This is a genomic window from Kribbella qitaiheensis (assembly GCF_014217565.1).
Taxonomy (GTDB): Bacteria; Actinomycetota; Actinomycetes; order Propionibacteriales; family Kribbellaceae; genus Kribbella; species Kribbella qitaiheensis_A.
The window spans coordinates 5,575,574-5,593,098 of the sequence record NZ_CP043661.1 but is presented as its reverse complement, the minus strand read 5'-3'; the positions used below and the strand labels follow the sequence as shown (position 1 = coordinate 5,593,098).

Annotated in this window: 20 protein-coding genes and 1 pseudogene; 13 read left to right on the top strand and 8 right to left on the bottom strand. The window is 66.2% G+C overall.

What is annotated here, in order from left to right:
* Positions 1-105: 105 nt before the first annotated feature.
* Positions 106-2,448 carry a tetratricopeptide repeat protein gene (locus tag F1D05_RS26640; protein WP_185443219.1) on the bottom strand — a complete coding sequence of 781 codons (2,343 nt, stop codon included), beginning with the start codon at positions 2,446-2,448 and terminating at the stop codon, positions 106-108.
* A 364-nt stretch (positions 2,449-2,812) separates the two neighbouring features.
* Between F1D05_RS26640 and sdhC the strand changes: the two genes are divergently transcribed.
* Genes sdhC through F1D05_RS26600 form a run of 8 tightly spaced genes read left to right on the top strand, consistent with a single transcriptional unit; the run spans position 2,813 to position 7,874 of the window.
* Positions 2,813-3,166, top strand: a complete 354-nt coding sequence (sdhC, locus tag F1D05_RS26635; protein ID WP_185449482.1) for a succinate dehydrogenase, cytochrome b556 subunit — start codon at positions 2,813-2,815, stop codon at positions 3,164-3,166.
* Between the two features lies 1 nt (position 3,167).
* Entirely contained in the window at positions 3,168-3,623 is a 456-nt protein-coding gene (locus F1D05_RS26630; protein WP_185443218.1) for a succinate dehydrogenase hydrophobic membrane anchor subunit, read from the top strand.
* Between the two features lie 13 nt (positions 3,624-3,636).
* Positions 3,637-5,379: a succinate dehydrogenase flavoprotein subunit gene (gene sdhA / locus F1D05_RS26625; protein WP_185443217.1), complete on the top strand. Its 1,743-nt coding sequence runs from the start codon at positions 3,637-3,639 to the stop codon at positions 5,377-5,379.
* Complete coding sequence (locus F1D05_RS26620; protein ID WP_185443216.1) at positions 5,379-6,083, top strand: succinate dehydrogenase iron-sulfur subunit; 705 nt, start codon at positions 5,379-5,381, stop codon at positions 6,081-6,083. The genes sdhA and F1D05_RS26620 overlap by 1 nt, the downstream gene beginning before the upstream one ends.
* Before the next feature lie 58 nt (positions 6,084-6,141).
* Positions 6,142-6,645, top strand: a complete 504-nt coding sequence (locus F1D05_RS26615; RefSeq protein WP_185443215.1) for an RNA polymerase sigma factor — start codon at positions 6,142-6,144, stop codon at positions 6,643-6,645.
* Positions 6,638-6,907: a hypothetical protein gene (locus F1D05_RS26610; protein WP_185443214.1), complete on the top strand. Its 270-nt coding sequence runs from the start codon at positions 6,638-6,640 to the stop codon at positions 6,905-6,907. Before F1D05_RS26615 ends, F1D05_RS26610 begins: the two co-directional genes overlap by 8 nt.
* Positions 6,865-7,602, top strand: coding sequence for a hypothetical protein (locus F1D05_RS26605; RefSeq protein WP_185443213.1), 738 nt, complete (start codon positions 6,865-6,867; stop codon positions 7,600-7,602). The genes F1D05_RS26610 and F1D05_RS26605 overlap by 43 nt, the downstream gene beginning before the upstream one ends.
* Positions 7,599-7,874 (top strand): hypothetical protein, encoded by a 276-nt coding sequence (locus tag F1D05_RS26600; protein ID WP_185443212.1) that lies wholly within the window; start codon positions 7,599-7,601, stop codon positions 7,872-7,874. The genes F1D05_RS26605 and F1D05_RS26600 overlap by 4 nt, the downstream gene beginning before the upstream one ends.
* Positions 7,875-7,896: 22 nt before the next feature.
* Here the strand turns inward: F1D05_RS26600 and F1D05_RS26595 are convergent, their stop codons facing one another.
* The gene (locus F1D05_RS26595; RefSeq protein ID WP_185443211.1) at positions 7,897-8,328 is read right to left on the bottom strand and encodes a DUF2000 domain-containing protein; all 432 of its coding nucleotides are present in this window, start codon (positions 8,326-8,328) and stop codon (positions 7,897-7,899) included.
* A gap of 84 nt (positions 8,329-8,412) precedes the next feature.
* On the opposite strand from F1D05_RS26595, the gene F1D05_RS26590 reads away from it, so the two are divergent.
* Complete coding sequence (locus F1D05_RS26590) at positions 8,413-8,715, top strand: hypothetical protein (protein WP_185449862.1); 303 nt, start codon at positions 8,413-8,415, stop codon at positions 8,713-8,715.
* Between the two features lie 165 nt (positions 8,716-8,880).
* Complete coding sequence (locus F1D05_RS26580) at positions 8,881-9,672, top strand: helix-turn-helix transcriptional regulator (protein WP_185443210.1); 792 nt, start codon at positions 8,881-8,883, stop codon at positions 9,670-9,672.
* On the opposite strand, the gene F1D05_RS26575 is transcribed toward F1D05_RS26580, so the two are convergent.
* The 3 genes from F1D05_RS26575 to F1D05_RS26565 are packed head-to-tail and all read right to left on the bottom strand — an operon-like array spanning position 9,662 to position 11,998.
* A complete protein-coding gene (locus F1D05_RS26575; protein WP_185443209.1) occupies positions 9,662-9,889 on the bottom strand; it encodes an SCO4848 family membrane protein in 228 nt (75 codons plus the stop codon). The genes F1D05_RS26580 and F1D05_RS26575 overlap by 11 nt on opposite strands.
* A gap of 29 nt (positions 9,890-9,918) precedes the next feature.
* Positions 9,919-11,349 (bottom strand): serine hydrolase domain-containing protein, encoded by a 1,431-nt coding sequence (locus F1D05_RS26570; RefSeq protein WP_185443208.1) that lies wholly within the window; start codon positions 11,347-11,349, stop codon positions 9,919-9,921.
* A 31-nt stretch (positions 11,350-11,380) separates the two neighbouring features.
* On the bottom strand, positions 11,381-11,998 hold the full coding sequence (locus tag F1D05_RS26565; RefSeq protein WP_185443207.1) for a M15 family metallopeptidase: 618 nt from the start codon (positions 11,996-11,998) through the stop codon (positions 11,381-11,383).
* Between the two features lie 87 nt (positions 11,999-12,085).
* On the opposite strand from F1D05_RS26565, the pseudogene F1D05_RS26560 reads away from it, so the two are divergent.
* From F1D05_RS26560 to F1D05_RS26550, 3 genes and pseudogenes are all read left to right on the top strand, one after another.
* Positions 12,086-12,782 (top strand): annotated as a pseudogene (locus tag F1D05_RS26560) (response regulator transcription factor).
* The gene (locus tag F1D05_RS26555) at positions 12,775-13,872 is read left to right on the top strand and encodes a sensor histidine kinase (protein WP_185443206.1); all 1,098 of its coding nucleotides are present in this window, start codon (positions 12,775-12,777) and stop codon (positions 13,870-13,872) included. The pseudogene F1D05_RS26560 and the gene F1D05_RS26555 overlap by 8 nt, the downstream one beginning before the upstream one ends.
* Positions 13,873-13,947: 75 nt before the next feature.
* Entirely contained in the window at positions 13,948-14,727 is a 780-nt protein-coding gene (locus F1D05_RS26550; protein WP_185443205.1) for a class I SAM-dependent methyltransferase, read from the top strand.
* Positions 14,728-14,792: 65 nt separating this feature from the next.
* Here F1D05_RS26550 and vanX read toward each other — a convergent pair whose 3' ends face one another.
* The 3 genes from vanX to vanH are packed head-to-tail and all read right to left on the bottom strand — an operon-like array spanning position 14,793 to position 17,469.
* A complete protein-coding gene (vanX, locus tag F1D05_RS26545; RefSeq protein WP_185443204.1) occupies positions 14,793-15,401 on the bottom strand; it encodes a D-Ala-D-Ala dipeptidase VanX in 609 nt (202 codons plus the stop codon).
* Entirely contained in the window at positions 15,398-16,435 is a 1,038-nt protein-coding gene (gene vanA / locus F1D05_RS26540) for a D-alanine--(R)-lactate ligase (protein ID WP_185443203.1), read from the bottom strand. The genes vanX and vanA overlap by 4 nt, the downstream gene beginning before the upstream one ends.
* On the bottom strand, positions 16,426-17,469 hold the full coding sequence (gene vanH, locus F1D05_RS26535; protein ID WP_185443202.1) for a D-lactate dehydrogenase VanH: 1,044 nt from the start codon (positions 17,467-17,469) through the stop codon (positions 16,426-16,428). Before vanH ends, vanA begins: the two co-directional genes overlap by 10 nt.
* Positions 17,470-17,525: the final 56 nt, after the last annotated feature.

The following is a 17,525-nucleotide window of genomic DNA, read 5'->3' as shown; positions in this document are numbered from 1 at the left end:
CGACCGCCGGGCCCGTGTCGTCGCCGGACCAACGCTAGGTCCGGCCGGCCCCCGCGACCAGGTCCATTCGGGCCCTGCCGGGGCGGGCCACTTCAGCTTCCGGCTTCAAGGGCGGTTGAAGTCAACCGCTGCCAGTGCCTTGCCCACCTCGTCCGCCTCGGGGACCTCCAACTCCGCGAAGATACGTCGCGCGGAGGTCCATCGGGCCCGGGCTTCCGGCAGATTCCCGGTCGCGGCCGCGACGGCACCGAGCCCCTGCAGAGCCCGGCCGTGCTCGTACCGGTCACCGATCGTGGCCACCAGGTCGAGCGCGGACCGGTACGCATCGGCCGCCTCGAGATGGCGGCCGAGCAGGGCCAGCGTGTCGCCGTACGCGTTGTAAGCCTCCGCCTCCACCCGGTGGTCGGTGCCGAGGACCAGCCCCAGCGAACGCCGGTGGTGCTCCAGCGCCTCACGATCGCGCCCGGCCGAGCGGCAACTGACAGCGAGCGCGGTGAGCACCCAGCCTTCGCCGGCGCTGTCGCCGATCTCGATGAACACGTCCAGCGCCTGCTGGTACCAGCTGATCGCCTCCGCAGACCGGCCGAGCGCCTCCAGCACCAGGCCGATCCCGGTCAGTGAGCTGCCCTCACCGTCGCGATCGCCGAGCTCGGTCCTGATCGCGAGCGCCTCGCGGTGATGGTTCATCGCGACGTCGAGCCGCCCGAGCCGGAGCAGCGCGAGTCCGAGATTGTCCAGCGTGAGTCCCCTGCCGTACCCGTCGCCGATCTCGGTGAACTCGGTCAACGCCTCGCGATAGTTGCGGATCGCGGCGGCCGGCTTGCCGGTGCGCAGCCGCATGTTGCCCAGGTTGTTCAGCGAGTGCGCGTTGCCGTGCCGGTCGCCCAGTTCGCGGCTGATCGTCAGCGAGGCGCCGAAGAGGTTCGCCGCGGAGGCGTAGCTGCCGAGCCGCTCGTGCACGAGGCCGAGGTTGCTCAGCGTCGCGCTCTCGCCGGCCCGATCGCCGATCTCCTGCCGGATCCGCAGCGCCTGCTCGTGCTCGTCACACGCTTCGTCGTACCGCCCCAGCCGGTACGACGAGATGCCGAGCCCGCCGAGCATGAACGCCTCGCCCCGGCGATCCCCCAGCTCCAGACAGGCCTGCTGGGCGTACTGCAGCATCTCCCTGCTCCGGTCGTAGTGTCCGCCCATCTCCAGGTGTCGGGCGATGGTCCTGGTGAGGTCCCGGGCCAGGACAGGCCAGCCGCCGGTCGCAGCGAGCTCGACGCAGCCCAGCAGGTTGGCCTCCTCGGTGTCCAGCCAGTCCTTCGCGTGGGCGATGCCGATGAAGTCAGGGCCCGTACTGGTCCTGGACCGTGGCCGCCGGTGCCGGTCCGCCGGATGCAGTAGGTCCATGGCGTCTGCCGCGCCGTCCAGGTAGTGCCGGAGGATCCGGACGGTCGCCTGCTGCCTTCGCTCCAGGGGAAGCGCAGCGGCCTGCTCAACGGCGTACGCGCGCAGCAGGTCGTGCTGGCCGAACCGGTTGGCAGCAACCTCCTTCCAGAGGTTCGCCCGAACCAGATCGGTGACAGCGGCCACCGCATCGACCGGAGCGATCATGGCTCGCACAGCGGCGAAACAGAACTCGTGTCCGGGAGCGAGGCCCGCCAGTACGAAGGTCTGCCGCGCTGCGTCGGGTAGGTGTTTCAAGGACCACGACAGCACCGAGCGGACCGCAGTACGGGGGTCTCCGTCTGCGGACAAGCTGTCCAGCCCTTGGCGATCCAGCTCGGCGACCAGCCCGGCCAACGGCACCTGCGGCCGGGTCGTCGCAAGCTCCGCAGCCACCCGTACTGCGAGCGGCAGGCGGGCGCAACGATCCACCATGGCGATCACACCCGCCGGATCTGACTTGGCGCGTGCTCCGACCAGCTTGTTGAACAAGGCCACCGCGTCCTCGAGCGGCAGCAGGCCGGCCTCGACCCGCGCCGCGCCGTACCGGACGACCAGGCCGGCCAGGTCGCGTCTGCTGGTGATCACCGTGCAACTACTGTCGCCGCCGGGCAGTAGGTCCGTCACTTGCTCCACGCCGGCGGCGTTGTCCAGGATCACCAGCAGGCGCTTCGCTGCCGTCAGTGAGCGATACCGGTCGACCCGCTCGGCGTAGTCCGTCGGCAGGACGGCCTTGGGGCCAAGTAGGGCCTGCAGGAGCTGGTCGAGCGCCTCTGCCGGTCGCAGCTGCCGCTCCGGGTCGAAGCCGCGCAGATCGACGAAGAGCAGGCCGTCTGGGAACTGGTCACGCACAGTGCGAGCCCAGCGGACCACCAACGCACTCTTGCCCACCCCGGCAGTGCCGGACACGACAGTGATGCGGTTGAGCTTGCCGAGGGCAGCCAGCTCGGTGGCGCGACCGGTGAACCCTCCGACTTCCTGCGGGAGGTCTCTCTTGAGCGGTGAAGACTCTTCCAAGGCCCTACCCCACTGTGTTGATTCGACCCCCACCCCACCACCCCGGTCGCAGGCCGTTCCAGCGGTGACCGGCCGGTCACTTCCCGCCATCATCCAGCACCGGGCCGGATCGGCAAACGAGTCCGCTGAACTGCCCCGGGAGACTTTGTGCTGACTTCAGAGAGCGAAGTCACACGCGGGTGGGCCAGAACCGGTGCGGCGCAGCGATAGCATCAAGAACGGCCCTGGTCACCTGCCGGGTCGAGCCGACTGCGGCCCCTTTGCCATCTGGACGCCCCGGAGTCGCCGCGGTCCCCGGCTCTGGTCTGTCGTCCGATCGGAGGATCGGTTTGCCCAGCAAACCGCGCATCATTCCCCCGGCACGCTGTATCGCGGCCACGAAGGCATGTGGTCGTGGGTCGCGCACCGGATCACCGGGGTCGGGATCTTCTTCTTCCTCCTGGTCCATGTACTCGACACCGCTTTGGTCAGGGTTTCCCCGGAGGCCTACAACGAGGTGATCGGGACCTACAAGAACCCGATCGTCGGCCTGATGGAGGTCGGCCTGGTCGGGGCCATCCTGTTCCACGCCTTCAACGGCATCCGGCTGATCCTGGTGGACTTCTGGGCCAAGGGCCCGCGGAACCAGCGCAAGCTGATGATCGGCGTCGGGATCATCTGGGTCGTGTTGTTCGTGCCGTTCGTGATCCGGCACCTGAGCCACGTCTTCGGAGGCTGAGATGTCCGAGATCGCCACCCCGCGTTCCTCCACCCGGTCCCGCTCGCTGAAGGGCGGCGGCCGCAACCGCTCCGGTCAGACCAACTTCGAGTTGTACAGTTGGCTGTTCATGCGGCTGTCCGGGCTCGCCCTGATCGTGCTCGTGCTCGGACACCTGTTCGTCAACCTGATGCTCGGCGGCGGGATCACCGCGCTCGACTTCGGGTTCGTGGCCGGCAAGTGGGCCAACCCGCTCTGGCAGGTCTGGGACCTGCTGATGCTGTGGCTGGCGATGCTGCACGGCACCAACGGGATGCGCACGATCGTCAACGACTACGCCGAGAAGGACCAGACCAGGTTCTGGCTGAAGGCTCTGCTGATCACCGCGGCGATCGTGATCGTCGTCCTCGGCACCCTGGTCATCTTCACCTTCGATCCCTGCCTAGACCCCAGCTCCACGCTGTCGGTCTGCAAGTAAGGACAGTCTTCTCATGCAGCGCCACCAGTACGACGTCGTCATCGTCGGCGCGGGCGGAGCGGGAATGCGCGCCGCCCTGGAGTCCAGCAAGCGGACCCGGACCGCGGTGCTCACCAAGCTCTACCCGACCCGGTCCCACACCGGCGCCGCACAGGGTGGGATGTGCGCCGCCCTCGCCAATGTCGAGGAGGACAACTGGGAGTGGCACACCTTCGACACGGTCAAGGGCGGCGACTTCCTGGTCGACCAGGACGCGGCCGAGGTGATGTGCCGCGAGGCCGTCGACGCCGTCCTGGACCTGGAGAAGATGGGCCTGCCGTTCAACCGGACGGCCGAGGGCAAGATCGACCAGCGCTTCTTCGGTGGGCACACCCGCAACCACGGTGAGGCCGTCGTCCGCCGGTCCTGCTTCGCGGCCGACCGTACCGGCCATATGATCCTGCAGACGCTGTACCAGCAGTGCATCAAGCAGAACGTCGAGTTCTTCAACGAGTTCTACGTACTGGACCTGCTGATGGTCGGCGGTCGCGCGACCGGTGTGGTGGCCTACGAACTGGCCACCGGTGAGCTGCACATCTTCTCGGCCAAGTCGATCGTGTTCGCCTCGGGCGGCTTCGGCAAGGTCTTCCGGACAACCTCGAACGCGCACACGCTGACCGGCGACGGGATGGGCATCGTCTGGCGCAAGGGCCTGCCGCTGGAGGACATGGAGTTCTTCCAGTTCCACCCGACCGGCCTCGCGGGCCTCGGTGTGCTGCTGTCTGAGGCCGCTCGCGGTGAGGGCGGAATCCTGCGCAACAAGGACAACGAGCGCTTCATGGAGCGGTACGCGCCGACCGTGAAGGACCTCGCGCCGCGCGACATGGTCGCCCGGGCGATGGCGAACGAAGTACGCGAAGGCCGTGGCTGTGGCCCCGACGGCGCGTACGTGATGCTCGACCTGACCCACCTGGAGCCCGCACACATCGACGCGAAGCTGCCGGACATCACCGAGTTCGCCCGCACCTATCTCGGCGTCGAGCCGTACACCGAGCAGATCCCGGTCTTCCCGACCGCGCACTACGCGATGGGCGGCATCCCGACCAACATCCAGGGCGAGGCGCTGGCCAACAACGACGACGTCATCCCCGGCCTGTACGCCGCGGGCGAGGTCGCCTGCGTCTCCGTGCACGGTGCGAACCGGCTCGGCACGAACTCGCTGCTGGACATCAACGTGTTCGGGCGGCGAGCCGGGATCGCGGCCGCGGAGTACGCGTCGACCGCTGACTTCGAAGAGCTGCCCGCCGAGCCCGAGGCCTTTGTGGTCGAGCTGATCGAGGGCATGCGCAGCGCCGACGGCACCGAGCGGGTGGCGGCGATCCGGACCGACCTGCAGGCCACGATGGACATCAACGCGCAGGTCTACCGGACCGAGGGCTCGCTGAAGCAGGCTCTGACCGATATCGAGGGCCTGAAGCAACGATTCGCCCAGGTTTCCGTGCAGGACAAGGGCAAGCGGTTCAACACCGACCTGCTGGAGGCCGTCGAGCTGGGCTTCCTGCTCGATCTGGCCGAAGTGCTGGTGGTTTCCGCGCTGGCTCGCAAGGAGTCCCGGGGCGGGCACTTCCGTGAGGACTACGACAAGCGTGACGACGTGAACTTCATGCGGCACACGATGGCCTACCGGTCTGTCGATGCCGAAGGCACCGTGAATATCCGGCTGGACTACAAACCGGTCGTTCAGACTCGCTACAAGCCGATGGAGCGGAAGTACTGATGGATGTCAAGGTCAAGATCCTTCGGTACAACCCCGAGGTGCTGGACGAGTCCGAGTGGAAGACCTACTCGGTCACCCTGCTGCCCGGCGACCGGGTGCTGGACGCGCTGCACAAGATCAAGTGGGAGCAGGACGGCACGTTGACCTTCCGCCGGTCCTGCGCGCACGGCGTCTGCGGCTCGGACGCGATGCGGATCAACGGCCGCAACCGGCTGGCCTGCAAGACGCTGATCAAGGACCTGAACCCGGACAAGGAGATCACCGTCGAGCCCATCAAGGGCCTGCCGGTGCTCAAGGACCTGGTCGTCGACATGGAGCCGTTCTTCGACGCGTACCGCTCCATCATGCCGTTCCTGGTCACGAGCGGCCACGAGCCGACCCGGGAGCGGATCCAGTCGCAGTCTGACCGGGAACGCTTCGACGACACCACCAAGTGCATCCTCTGCGCCGCCTGCACGACGTCCTGCCCGGTCTTCTGGTCCGACGGCCAGTACTTCGGCCCGCAGGCGATCGTCGGCGCGCACCGGTTCATCTTCGACAGCCGCGACGAGGGCACCGAGCAGCGGCTGGAGATCCTGAACGACAAGGAAGGCGTCTGGCGCTGCCGGACCACCTTCAACTGCACCGAGGCCTGCCCCCGCGGCATCGAGGTCACCAAGGCCATCCAGGAAGTCAAACGAGCCCTGATCTTCCGCCGCGTCTGAGTGCAACCAACCGGTCCTCCCGGGAGTCGTGGTAGTAGATGACCACTCGGGAGGGCTGATGGGCGAGAGCCTGCGCGACCTGTACGACGGCTGTTACCGCCGCCTCGTCGGCCAGTTGTTCGCGATCTGCGGGAGCCTTTCCGAAGCCGAGGACGCGGTCCAGGAGGCGTTCGTCCGGGCGGTGGAGAAGCCTCGCCGGTTCGCGGCGGTGGACAACCCGGAGGCCTGGTTACGGGTCGTCGCGCTCAACGTCGTCCGCAGCAGGTTCCGGCGACAGGGCCGGCAGTTCTCGCTGCTCGCCAAGGCCATACCTCCGCCGGGCTCCGTGCCGGCGTTGTCGCCCGACCATGTCGCCCTGGTCGAGGCCTTGCGGCAGTTGCCGTACGAACAGCGCGAAGCGATCGCCTTGCACCACATCGTCGACCTGCCGGTCCGCGAGATCGCAGTACAGCTCGGCGTAGCGGAGGGCACCGTCAAGGCGCGACTCAGCCGCGTACGTGCTCGGCTCGCACCGCTCGTCCAAGAGTTCGCCGACGACGCCCAGGAGGTCGACCATGTCTGAACTGAAGGATCTCGCCTGGTCGGTCCAGGAATCCGTCGAGCCGATGCCGTTCGAGGACCTGCAGCGCCGCGGCATACGGCGCCGCCGTCGTCGTCAGGTGCTCATCGGAGCGGGGACCGCAGTGGCTACCGCAACCGCAGTACTGGCCGTTCTGCTGCCACTGGGCGGCAGCGTCGGGGCCAGGAGATCCCGGTCGCTCCGGGGCCCACAAAGACGCAGGTGGACGGCGTACCGGTCGGCGAGAAGGAAGCCGAGGCGCTGATCCACGGCAAGGCGGCCGAGGTCCGTTCTATCCTCGTGGCGACGCCTACGCGGTGGTCGTCGACCTGGGCAGACTGCAGTTCGAATCCTTGCCGGTACGCCGCAGTGGTGAAGCGGGACGGCAAGAGCGTCGCCGGGCCGGTTCGATCCCAGTACGCCGGCCTGCGGGTCGGTGACGAGGCGATCGCTGTCTCGGGACCGACCGGGGAGACGCTCACGGCCGAAGACCCGAGCTGGAAGCAGACAGTGCTTCTCCGGCTGACCGCGAACGGTACGCTGCGGACCGCCCTGAGCTACGCGAGACCGGGAAAGACCTTCGAGCCGGATGAGATCCTGACCGACCAGGTCGGACCGAGCGGGGAGTTGCGGGTCCTGAACGTGCGGGACTCGACCCTGCGCGAGCTCCAACCGGCCGGGCTGGAAGGTGCGCGTTCACCAGTTCGGGACGGTACCGGGCGCTGGTGGGTCGTCACCGGGAAGTCCGAGAGCGGTTCGCGCAGTGACATCGCCTGGACCGACAACGGCGGCAGGACGTGGAACAACGCGCTCCTGGACCCGGACAACCCGGCCGCCAAGATCTCGGTCAGCCAGAACGGCCGCACGATCGTGGCTAGCTCGTGGCTCGATGGCGCCACTTTGGAGGCGATCGGCCTGCTGAGGATGTCGACGGACCGCGTGAACACTGGACCACGGTGACCAACCAACCGTGGGCCCGCGGTGGCGGTCCGGTCGCCTTCGACGACGGTACGGCGGTGATGCTCGGTTTGAGGACCGACCACCCGAGCCCATCGCTCTACGGCCTCAGCGGTGGCAGGGCGAAGCTGCTCAACGGTGTGCCCGACCGGATGGACGACCTCGCCGGCGACGGGAAGCTGCTGTACGGCATCCAGCTCGAGTCACCGCACGCGACGACGGTCGCCACCAGCACCGACCGAGGCAAGACCTGGGAGAGCTTCGAGCCACGCTGAGAGCCCTTTGTCTCAAGGGTTTCTACGGGTGCATCCGGGCGCCCTTGAGGATCTTGTCAACGGCGTTCTTGGGGCCGTACAAGGCGAGGCCGACCAGGTCGAGCTCGCCTTGGCGGACCGCCCGGACGGCGGCGCGGTTGTCGCGGTCGTTGCCGGTGGCAAAGAGATCCTGGGTGAAGACGGAGTGCGGGATCTCGCGGCTGAGGGCGCGACCGTGCGCCGTCGCCATGAACTCCTTGGAACCCTCGAACACCAGCACCGGCTGGCGGAACATCGGCAGGTACGGCGTACCGTCGGCGTCCTCGTACGGGTCTCCGATGGTCTCCGGATGAACTGCCGCGATCCCGCTCACCAGGAACGCGGTCACGTTCAACCGCTGCCAGGTCGGCAGATCGTCCCGCAACAACACCGCGATCTTCGTATCGAACCGAATCGGCTCAGTCTCGTTCTCCACAGCACCGACTCTCCCCGAGCGGAGCCGTCTGGGTCTTGTACGTTCTTGACGTCCTCCGGACCCACAGACCGCATACTTGCGGGCATGGACTGGACGAAAGAGACGAACGCGCGGCTGCTCGCTACGGCGTACGTGGTGGGCTTTGTGGCTTGGCTGATCGGCGTCGTCTGGATTCTGTACAACCAGTTCACGGCTGGTTCGGTGCCGCAGCTGACCGTGGGCATCGTCTTCTTCGCGATCGGCCAGGTCCTGATCATGATCGCCGCCCTGGCCGTGCGTGACCAGTTTCAGACCAGCAGAACCGCCTCTTCCTTCTCCCAGGCCTGGCAACGCCTGAGCCTCGGCCTCGAACTGCCCACCGCCGTACGCCTCCTGCTCAACCGCTGACCCGTCCTGGCGTCCTCCGCGTCGACCAGCCCGGTGATGCCTTCCATGTCCGCACTGATGTAGACCTTCAACCTCGCTCAGCCTCTCTGCAGATCGGCGCCCTGGACGACCCACCCACCGCCGAGGAGTTCGCCGCGGCCCGAGGTCGAGAGTATGTTCTCCACCATGAGTGGCAGTGCGCAGGTCAAGGCCTGGCGACCCGGGATCGGCGGGGTCGTCGAGGTGCTGCACGCCTATTTCCCGTCGCACGCGTACCCGAGCCACACCCACGACGCCTGGACCGTGCTGATCGTGGACGAAGGCGTCGTGCGGTACGACCTGGACCACCGCGAACACGGCTTGGCGCAGGCTCAGGTCTCTCTGTTGCCCCCGAATGTGCCGCACGACGGCCGGTCGGTGCGCCCCGAGGGCTTCCGCAAGCGGGTGCTGTACCTGGAGCCCGATCGGCTCGGCGCCGGCCTGGTCGGCGCGGCGGTGGATCAGCCCGAGTTGGTGGATCCCGTTCTGAGGCACCGCATCCACCAGTTGCACGGCGTACTGGCTGACGGTCAGGAAGACCTGGAGGCGCAGAGTCGGCTCGCGCTGATCGAGGAACGGCTGGAGCAACACCTGCGCAGGCGGGTCATCGATCCACCAGACCGCCGGGACGCGGGAGTCGCGCGCCGCCTACGCGAAGTACTGGACGGGCATCTGCCTGCCGGGCTCACCCTCGACGAAGCAGCCGAGCTGGTGCACGCGCATCCGACGCATCTGGTCCGGGCGTTCAGCCGCGAGTACGGCATGCCACCGCACCGCTACCTGACCGGACGACGGGTCGACCTCGCCAGGCGTTACCTCCTGGACGGACGCCCGGCCACCGAAGTCGCCACCCTGGCAGGCTTCTACGACCAGTCCCACCTGACCCGCCACTTCCGCAAGATGCTCGGCGTCACCCCGGGCCAGTTCGTCAAACCTTGACGTCGGTACGCCGCGACGCCTTGTACGCCCGGAATCCCCAGCTGCCGAGCACACCCGCGATCAGCAGATTCACGATGATCAAGACGGTGTGCGCCACGTAGTACCCCGTCGGCCGTCCCTCGGTCCCGGCCAGATTCTTGATGAACGTCACGTACGTGACGAGATTCCAGACCGCGATCCCGATCAGCACCAACGCATGCTTCCGCTCAAGTTTCACCCCGCCAGGCTACGCAGTGGGCCAATCGCCTACGCGACGTCGGGTCGGGTCATCAGCGGCGACCGCAGATGCAGCTCCAGGTTGGGGGTGGTCAGGGGCACGGTGCTCCATGTCGCCGCAGCTGTGCCCGCGTCGGCGTCGACCACCAGGCGGACCCGGTGCGGGGTGGTGATGACGAAAAGCTCGGCGACGAACGTGTCACCCTGCCAGGCGCCGGTCGCGACGACAGGGCGGCCGAGCGGCGAGCTTTCCCGCCAGTCCCCGTGGCCGATCGCGACCTCGATGGAGGACCCGAGCCGCAGGAGCCAGCCGCCGTCCACCGGTTCGACGACCACCTTCGTTCCGTCGGGAAGGGCCGAATCCTCGGCGGAGGCGTCGACTTTCGCTTTGACGGAACGCTCCGGGGCGGCCGAGCCCGGTACCGGCGCGAAGGACAGCCGCCGCAGCCGGTCGGCGAGGATCTCGTCGTCCTGAGCGCTTCCCGGGTTGTCCAGGCCGGGCAACAGATAGTCCCAGAACACGCCGGGCACCGCGTCTGTCTGATCGATGGCGGCGGTCACGACGACCACGAGATCGTGCGACGGGACGACCACGCAGTACTGGCCGAAGGCGCCGTGACCGTGGTAGCCGTGCCGCGAGATCCAGAACTGGTAGCCGTACCCGCAAAGAAAGTCGGGGTTCTGCGACCAGCCCGGGAGGGGCAGGGTCTCGCTGTGCCGGCTGGTCGCGAGTTCCAGCCACTCGCGCGGGACGAGCTGGCGGTCGCCCCAACGGCCTCCGCGCAGCAGCAGTTCGCCGAAGGCGGCGACGGCCTCGGTCGTCAGGTGCAGCCCGTGAAATCCGAAGGCGGCACCGCTCGCCACCCGGTCCCATTCGGCACCCTCGACGCCCATCGGCTGGAAGAGGCGCTCGTCGAGCAGCTCCGGGAGGCCCTGGCCCGTGACCCGTTCCACCATCCGGGCCAGGATGAAGGTGGTCGAATTGTCGTAGGTGTGCCGGGTTCCCTCAGGCTCGGAGAACGGCACGCTCAGGAAGCCCTTGACCAGGTCGCCCGGCTCCCGTTGCCAGGCCTCGTCGAGGCTGTCCGTGCCGTGTCCGGCCGTCATGGACAGCAAGTGGTGAACGGTGATTCGGCGTCCCTGCTCCGAGATGCCGGCCGGAACGTGGTCGGGCAACACGTCAACCACCCGGTCGTCCAGCGAGAGCAGCCCGTCGGCGATCACGAGCCCCACAGCGACCGAGGTGAACGATTTGGTCAGCGAGTAAAGGAGGTGCGGGCGTTCGGCGGAGTACGGTGCCCACCAGCCTTCGGCCACGACGTGACCGTGGTGCACGACCATGAAGGAGTGACATTCGATGGATTGCGCTTCGAGCTGGTCCAGCAAGGTGGCGACCGCGCGGGACGACATCCCCGAGGCGGCAGGGGTCGATCGCGGCAATAGGGCGCGCTGGGAAGGCATCTTGAAAATCTAACAAGACCGCACAATCGAATTATTCTTGCGTTCTGGGGTCATCGGTGGGGTCGGCGTAGGGCCGTGGGCAACCGTCGTCGATCGCGGTGGTGCGCAGTTCGTAGTGCCAGGGTTCGTTGCGGTAGATCTGGCAGAGGCCGTACTTGGCGCCGTGTTCGGACAGCCAGGTCGCCGCCTCGGGGCGGCCGATGTCGACCGCTTCTCCTGACACGTGAGGGGACTTCGCGGGTGTGGCGACCCAGCGGGCGGCCTCGGCTTCGGAGCCGTACATGGTGATCGCCTCGCGGAGGAGCTGATTCTGGTACGCCGGGGAACGCCAGCCGCTGTTGACGTAGAACCCGACTTTGTCGTTCGCGGCCTCCGTCGCGGCCCGGCGGAGGGATTTGAGGAGAGCTGGATCGAGGTTGGCCACGGCCGGAAGGTCGTCCGCGAAGACCGTCGTGCCGTCGGGGACGATGCCGTCGGTCTCGTCGAGCCCCTCGTGGTGCTCACTGCGAGAGGTCGTGGACGACCAGGGGTCCGGCAGTTGGTAGCCGAGGGCGGTGGGGATCCTTGCTATGACAACTACCAGGCCGATGGCGAAGAGCCAGCGGATCCGGCGGATCGTTGGTCGCGCGGTTGATGGGGTTCCAGTCACTCTGCCAGTCAAGGCAGCGTGATGTGGCCGGCGCGTATGTGGTTTTTGATACGCCGCCGATATGAGGCGGCTCGTAGCATGGAGAGTGTGCGTGTACTGGTCGTGGAGGACGAGCCGCTGATGGCGGAGGCAATCCGCGATGGGTTGCGCCTGGAAGCGATAGCGGCAGACATCGCGGGTGACGGCGACACCGCTCTGGAGTTGCTGGGCATCAACAGCTACGACATCGCCGTCCTCGACCGCGACATCCCCGGGCCCTCGGGCGACCAGATCGCCAAACGCATCGTCGCCTCCGGCAACGGTATGCCGATCCTCATGCTCACCGCTGCAGACCGTCTCGACGACAAGGCCACCGGGTTCGAACTCGGCGCCGACGACTACCTCACCAAGCCGTTCGAACTCCGGGAGCTCGTGCTCCGGCTCAGAGCACTCGACCGCAGGCGTGCTCACAACCGGCCGCCCGTGCGGGAGATCGCGGGCCTGCGGCTGGATCCGTTCCGCCGTGAGGTCTACCGCGACAACCGGTACGTCGCGCTGACCAGGAAGCAGTTCGCCGTTCTCGAAGTCCTCGTCGCTGCCGAAGGCGGTGTGATCAGCGCCGAAGAGCTATTGGAACGGGCCTGGGACGAGAACGCCGACCCGTTCACCAACGCCGTACGGATCACGGTCTCGGCCTTGCGCAAACGGCTCGGAGAACCCTGGATCATCGCCACCGTGGCCGGGGGCCGGCTACCGCATCGACACCGCACCCGACATCGGACGTGAGGCAGCGGACCGTGGATAGGCAGCCGGGTTTGAGCGTTCGCCTCAAACTCACGCTCAGCTATGCCGCGTTCCTGATGGTGGCAGGTGTCATGCTGCTCGCGGTCGTCTGGCTGTTCCTGCTGCGGTACGTACCGGACTATCTCGCCCCCTCGGCGATCTCCATCCCCGACCGCTCCGACCTCGTGGCCGCCTTCGGCCCGAAGGCAGGCGCGATGCTGCTCCTCCTGCTGCTGTTCGGTCTCGTGGGTGGCTGGATTCTCTCCGGCGCAATGCTCGCGCCCCTGGTTCGCATCAAGAATGCCGCCCGCCTGGCGGCGGACGGATCGCTGTCCCACCGGATTCATCTGGAAGGCCGCAACGACGAGTTCCGCGAGCTCGCCGACACCTTCGACACCATGCTCGCGCGGCTCGAAGCACACGACGCCGAACAGCAGCGGTTCGCCGCGAACGCCTCCCACGAACTGCGCACCCCGCTGGCGATCACGCAGACCCTTCTCGACGTAGCCCGCAACGATCTCACCCGCGACACCGGCGAACTCGTCGAGCGCCTCCACTACGTCAACACCCGGGCGATCGATCTCACCGAAGCATTGCTCCTGCTCAGCCGCTCCGACCAGCGATCCTTCGCCCGGGAACAAGTCGATCTGTCCCTGATTGCGGAAGAAGCCGCCGAAACGCTCCTCCCCCTCGCCGAGAAGCGCGGCCTCACCATCGAGACCTCCGGTGACCTGACCCCCACCATCGGTTCCCACCCGCTGCTGTTGCAGCTGACGACGAACCTCGTGCACAACGCGATCGTCCACAATCTGCAGGAGCAGGGCACGGTGTGGGTCAAGACCAGCATCCGCCCCAGAGCCGTGGTGCTCACTGTCGAGAACACCGGTGAGACGCTCAGCCCACAGTTGCTCTTGACGCTCACCGAACCGTTTCAGCGCGGCACCGGACGCATCCGCACCGATCATGCAGGTGTCGGCCTCGGCCTGGCGATCGTCAAGAGCATCACCCGGGCACACGACGGAAGACTGACCCTCACCCGCCGCCCCGCCGGCGGCCTCTGCGTCACGGTGCAACTTCCCGCCGCACCATCGCTCGATGCTCGATCTTCATGATGGGCTTCGCCAGCCGTCCGCGGGTACCCAGCCCGCATCGGGTGCCCTTGTGCCGGCCCTCTAAGCTTTGCCGTTGTGACGGACAGCTTTGATCCTGTGGCGTACAACCGTGCCGCCTGGGACCGCGAGGTGGAGAACAGTAACGAATGGACCCAGCCGGCCGGGCCGGAGGTCATCGCCCGGGCACGGACCGGCGATTGGTCCGTCGTCCTGATCGGCTACCAGGCAGTGCCGCGCGACTGGTTTCCGGCTGAACTGGTCGGCGCCGAGGTGCTGTGCCTGGCTTCCGGCGGAGGGCAGCAGGGGCCCGTGCTCTCGGCAGCGGGCGCGGCCGTGACGGTACTGGACAACTCGCCGCGGCAACTGGACCGCGACCGGGAGGTCGCCACCCGCGAGGGACTGGCCGTCCGTACCGTGCTCGGCGACATGCGCGACCTGAGCGTGTTCCCCGATGCCAGCTTCGATGTCGTCTTCAACCCGGTGTCCAACGTGTTCTGCCCCGATCTTGCACCGGTCTGGCGGGAGTCGTTCCGTGTGCTGCGCCCGGGCGGAATCTTGATGGCCGGATTCCTGAACCCTGACATTTTCATTTTCGACATCACGGCGTTGGAGGAGCGGGGTGAGCTCATAGTGCGCCACCAGCTCCCGTTCAGCAGCCTTGATCTCACAGACGCGGAGCGGCAGCGCTCGTACGGGACCGGGCCGATCGAATACAGCCACTCACTCGCCGGGCAGATCGGCGGCCAGCTCGCGGCAGGCTTTACCCTGACCCACTTGGACGAAGCCCCGCACCACGCGGATGCCACCGCCCAGTACATGCCTGGCTACTTCGCCACCCGCGCCGTCAAGCCGTAACCGCGCTCGAACGTTGCCGGTTGCGGCGTCGGTGGGGTGTGCCGGCCGGATCTGCAGGCAGCCTCTTAGGCGATGGGAAAATCGAAGTAGGTATCTGGATACGGTTCGTTCTTCAATGTGTAGTGCCACCACTCGCTGTCGTACCGATCGAAACCACAGTCCTCCATGATCGAGCAAAGGTACTCACGGTTCCTGGCTTCGTCCGGAGTGATTCCGTCGGCGCCATGATGTGAGATCGGATCCATCAGGTCATGGTCACCGCCCATCGGGGCCAGTTCGCCGGTCGTCAGGTGATAGAGCGTCAAGTCGACCGTGCTGCCCCGGCTGTGGCCCGACTTGGCGGACACATATCCCTTGCCGAACATCTCGGCTCTGTCGATATTCGGATAGTGCCGCAGTTTCGTCCGGCCGTCCTCGGGCTGCGCTGACCACCGCAGGAAGCAATCAACGGCGCGCTGGGGGCGATAGCCGTCCCAGAGAAGCAAGCCGAAACCAAGCGGCTCGGCCTTCTCTCGCGCTTGCTCCAGGGCTGCACACAAGGCCCTCGTACCGACGGTCCGATTGGCCACATACCCGTCCACCGGCTTGCCGACGAAGTTGTCCCAGGTGGCGTACTTGGCATCCCACCGCAGCCCGGGCACGAACTCGTCCACAAAGACAAAGTCTCCTTTCATCGACTGTTCCCCGCCAAGGCCGACGCCACCATCCGGTCGATCACTTCGGCGAGCGGGATGCCGGCTGCCGCCATCATTCTCGGATAGCGGCTGTAGGAGGTCATGCCGGGCAGAGTGTTGACCTCGTTGAGGACCACCTCGCCATCCTCCTTGAGAAACATGTCCACCCGCGCCAGTCCCCTGCACCCCAGGGCGCGGTAGATCTCCTTCGCGGTCTCCCGAACGAGCGAACGGGACGCTGCCGAGATGTCAGCGGGGACGATCGGGATCGAGTTTTCCGAACCGCTCTCAGGCGTGCTCTCCTGATGGATTCTGAAGAAGCCGGAGGACAGTTGGATCCGATCCACCTCGCCGGCGATCAGATCCAGATCGTCCGCCAAGATCGCGCAGCCCACCTCGCTGCCGACGACAGCCGCTTCGATCAACACCTTCGAGTCGTACTGTCTGGCGAGCTCCACCGCCGCTTGCAGCTCTTCGCTTCGAAACACCTTGGTGACGCCGAAGGATGACCCCGAGCGGGCCGGTTTGACGAAGACGGGGTAGCTGAACCGGCTGGCATCGACCTTGTCGTTCGCTGTGACGGTCCAGAAGTTCGGCGTAGCGATTCCCGCGCTGCCGGCGACGACGTAGGTGAGAGACTTGTCCATACACAGGGCGGAACTTTGGACATCGCAGCCTACGTAAGGGATGCCGGAGAGCTCCAGCAGACCTTGAATCGCACCATCTTCGCCAAGCCTGCCGTGCAGTACAGGCAGCACCACGTCCAGCCTGATCGTCTCGTATTGCCCCTGCTCCAGAACAAGCAATCCGTGGACGCTTGTGTCCGGCGACAGCACAGCCGGTCGGCAGTTGCCGTCCTCCCAATTTTCCTCAGGACCGTCACAGAGCTTCCAGGAACCGCTCTTCGTGATCCCGATGTAGAACGGTTCATACTTCTTGGGATTGAGGTTTTTCGCGACCTCTCGGGCAGACTTGACGGAGATGGGATGCTCTTCACAAGAACCCCCGAACAGAATTCCGATTCTCATATCCATTGCTGCTTTCTGCTCTCATACTTGCGACAGTTGACGATCGAGTTTTCAACGGCATCACGCAGAGCGTGATCCGTGTAGTAGGCGGTGTGCGGACTGATGATCACGTTCGGCAATTCCTGCAGCCGCAGTAGCTGGCGGCTTTCGATGCGTTTATCGCTGCAGTCGGAGTAGAAGATTCCTTCTTCTCCCTCGATGACATCCAGCGCCGCACCGGCCAATCCGCCGCTTTCCAGGGCTTGGGCAAGCGCCTCGGTATCAAGAAGCGCACCGCGTCCCGTGTTGATGACGAACGCGCCTTGCTTCATCCGCTCGATCCGTTCACGACTGACGAGATGGTGCGTATCCGCCGTGAGTGGTGCATGGAGCGTCACAATGTCGCTCCGCTGCAGCAATTCATCCAGCGGAACGTAGTCGGCGTTGGCCTTAGGGCGATTGTCATGGGCCAATATCCGGCACCCGAAACCTCGCAGCCGATCCATGACGGCGGCGCCGATGCGCCCCGTACCAATCACCCCGACGGTCAGATCGCGCAACTCCCGAGCGCGCATTTCATTCAACCGGTAATCGTGAACATCTGCACGTCTGATCATGGCCTTTGCGTTCCGCACTGCCATCAGCATCAACATCAAGGTGTAGTCAGCCACGCTGTCGGGTGAATAGGCGACGTTCTCGACCGAGATACCGACGCTCTCCGCGTACTTCACCTCGATATGGTTGTACCCGATGCTTCGCGTGGAGATATACGTTATGCCGGCTTCGGCGAGCGCGAGAACAGTAGGATTTGTGATCCGGGCCTTGTGGCCGACACTGACGCAACGGCTTCCAGAGGCCAGGTCAATATTGGCTTCGGATACCGCCGCTGCTGTGATTGCTGGCATCACGCCGAAGCGGGGCGCCAACTCTCGGAACAAGGCAGCCTCGTCCGGACCGCATCCATAAACCGTGATGCCGATTTCGGGGACGACCGAGGAGAACCAGGACGCCTGCGATCGAGTGCGACGGGCCGCCGTCCGTGGTGATTCGCTGTAGGCCATGCCTTCAGTCAAGGCAAGACGGCGTTGCCAGAACGTATCCGGGTTTCAATACGCCA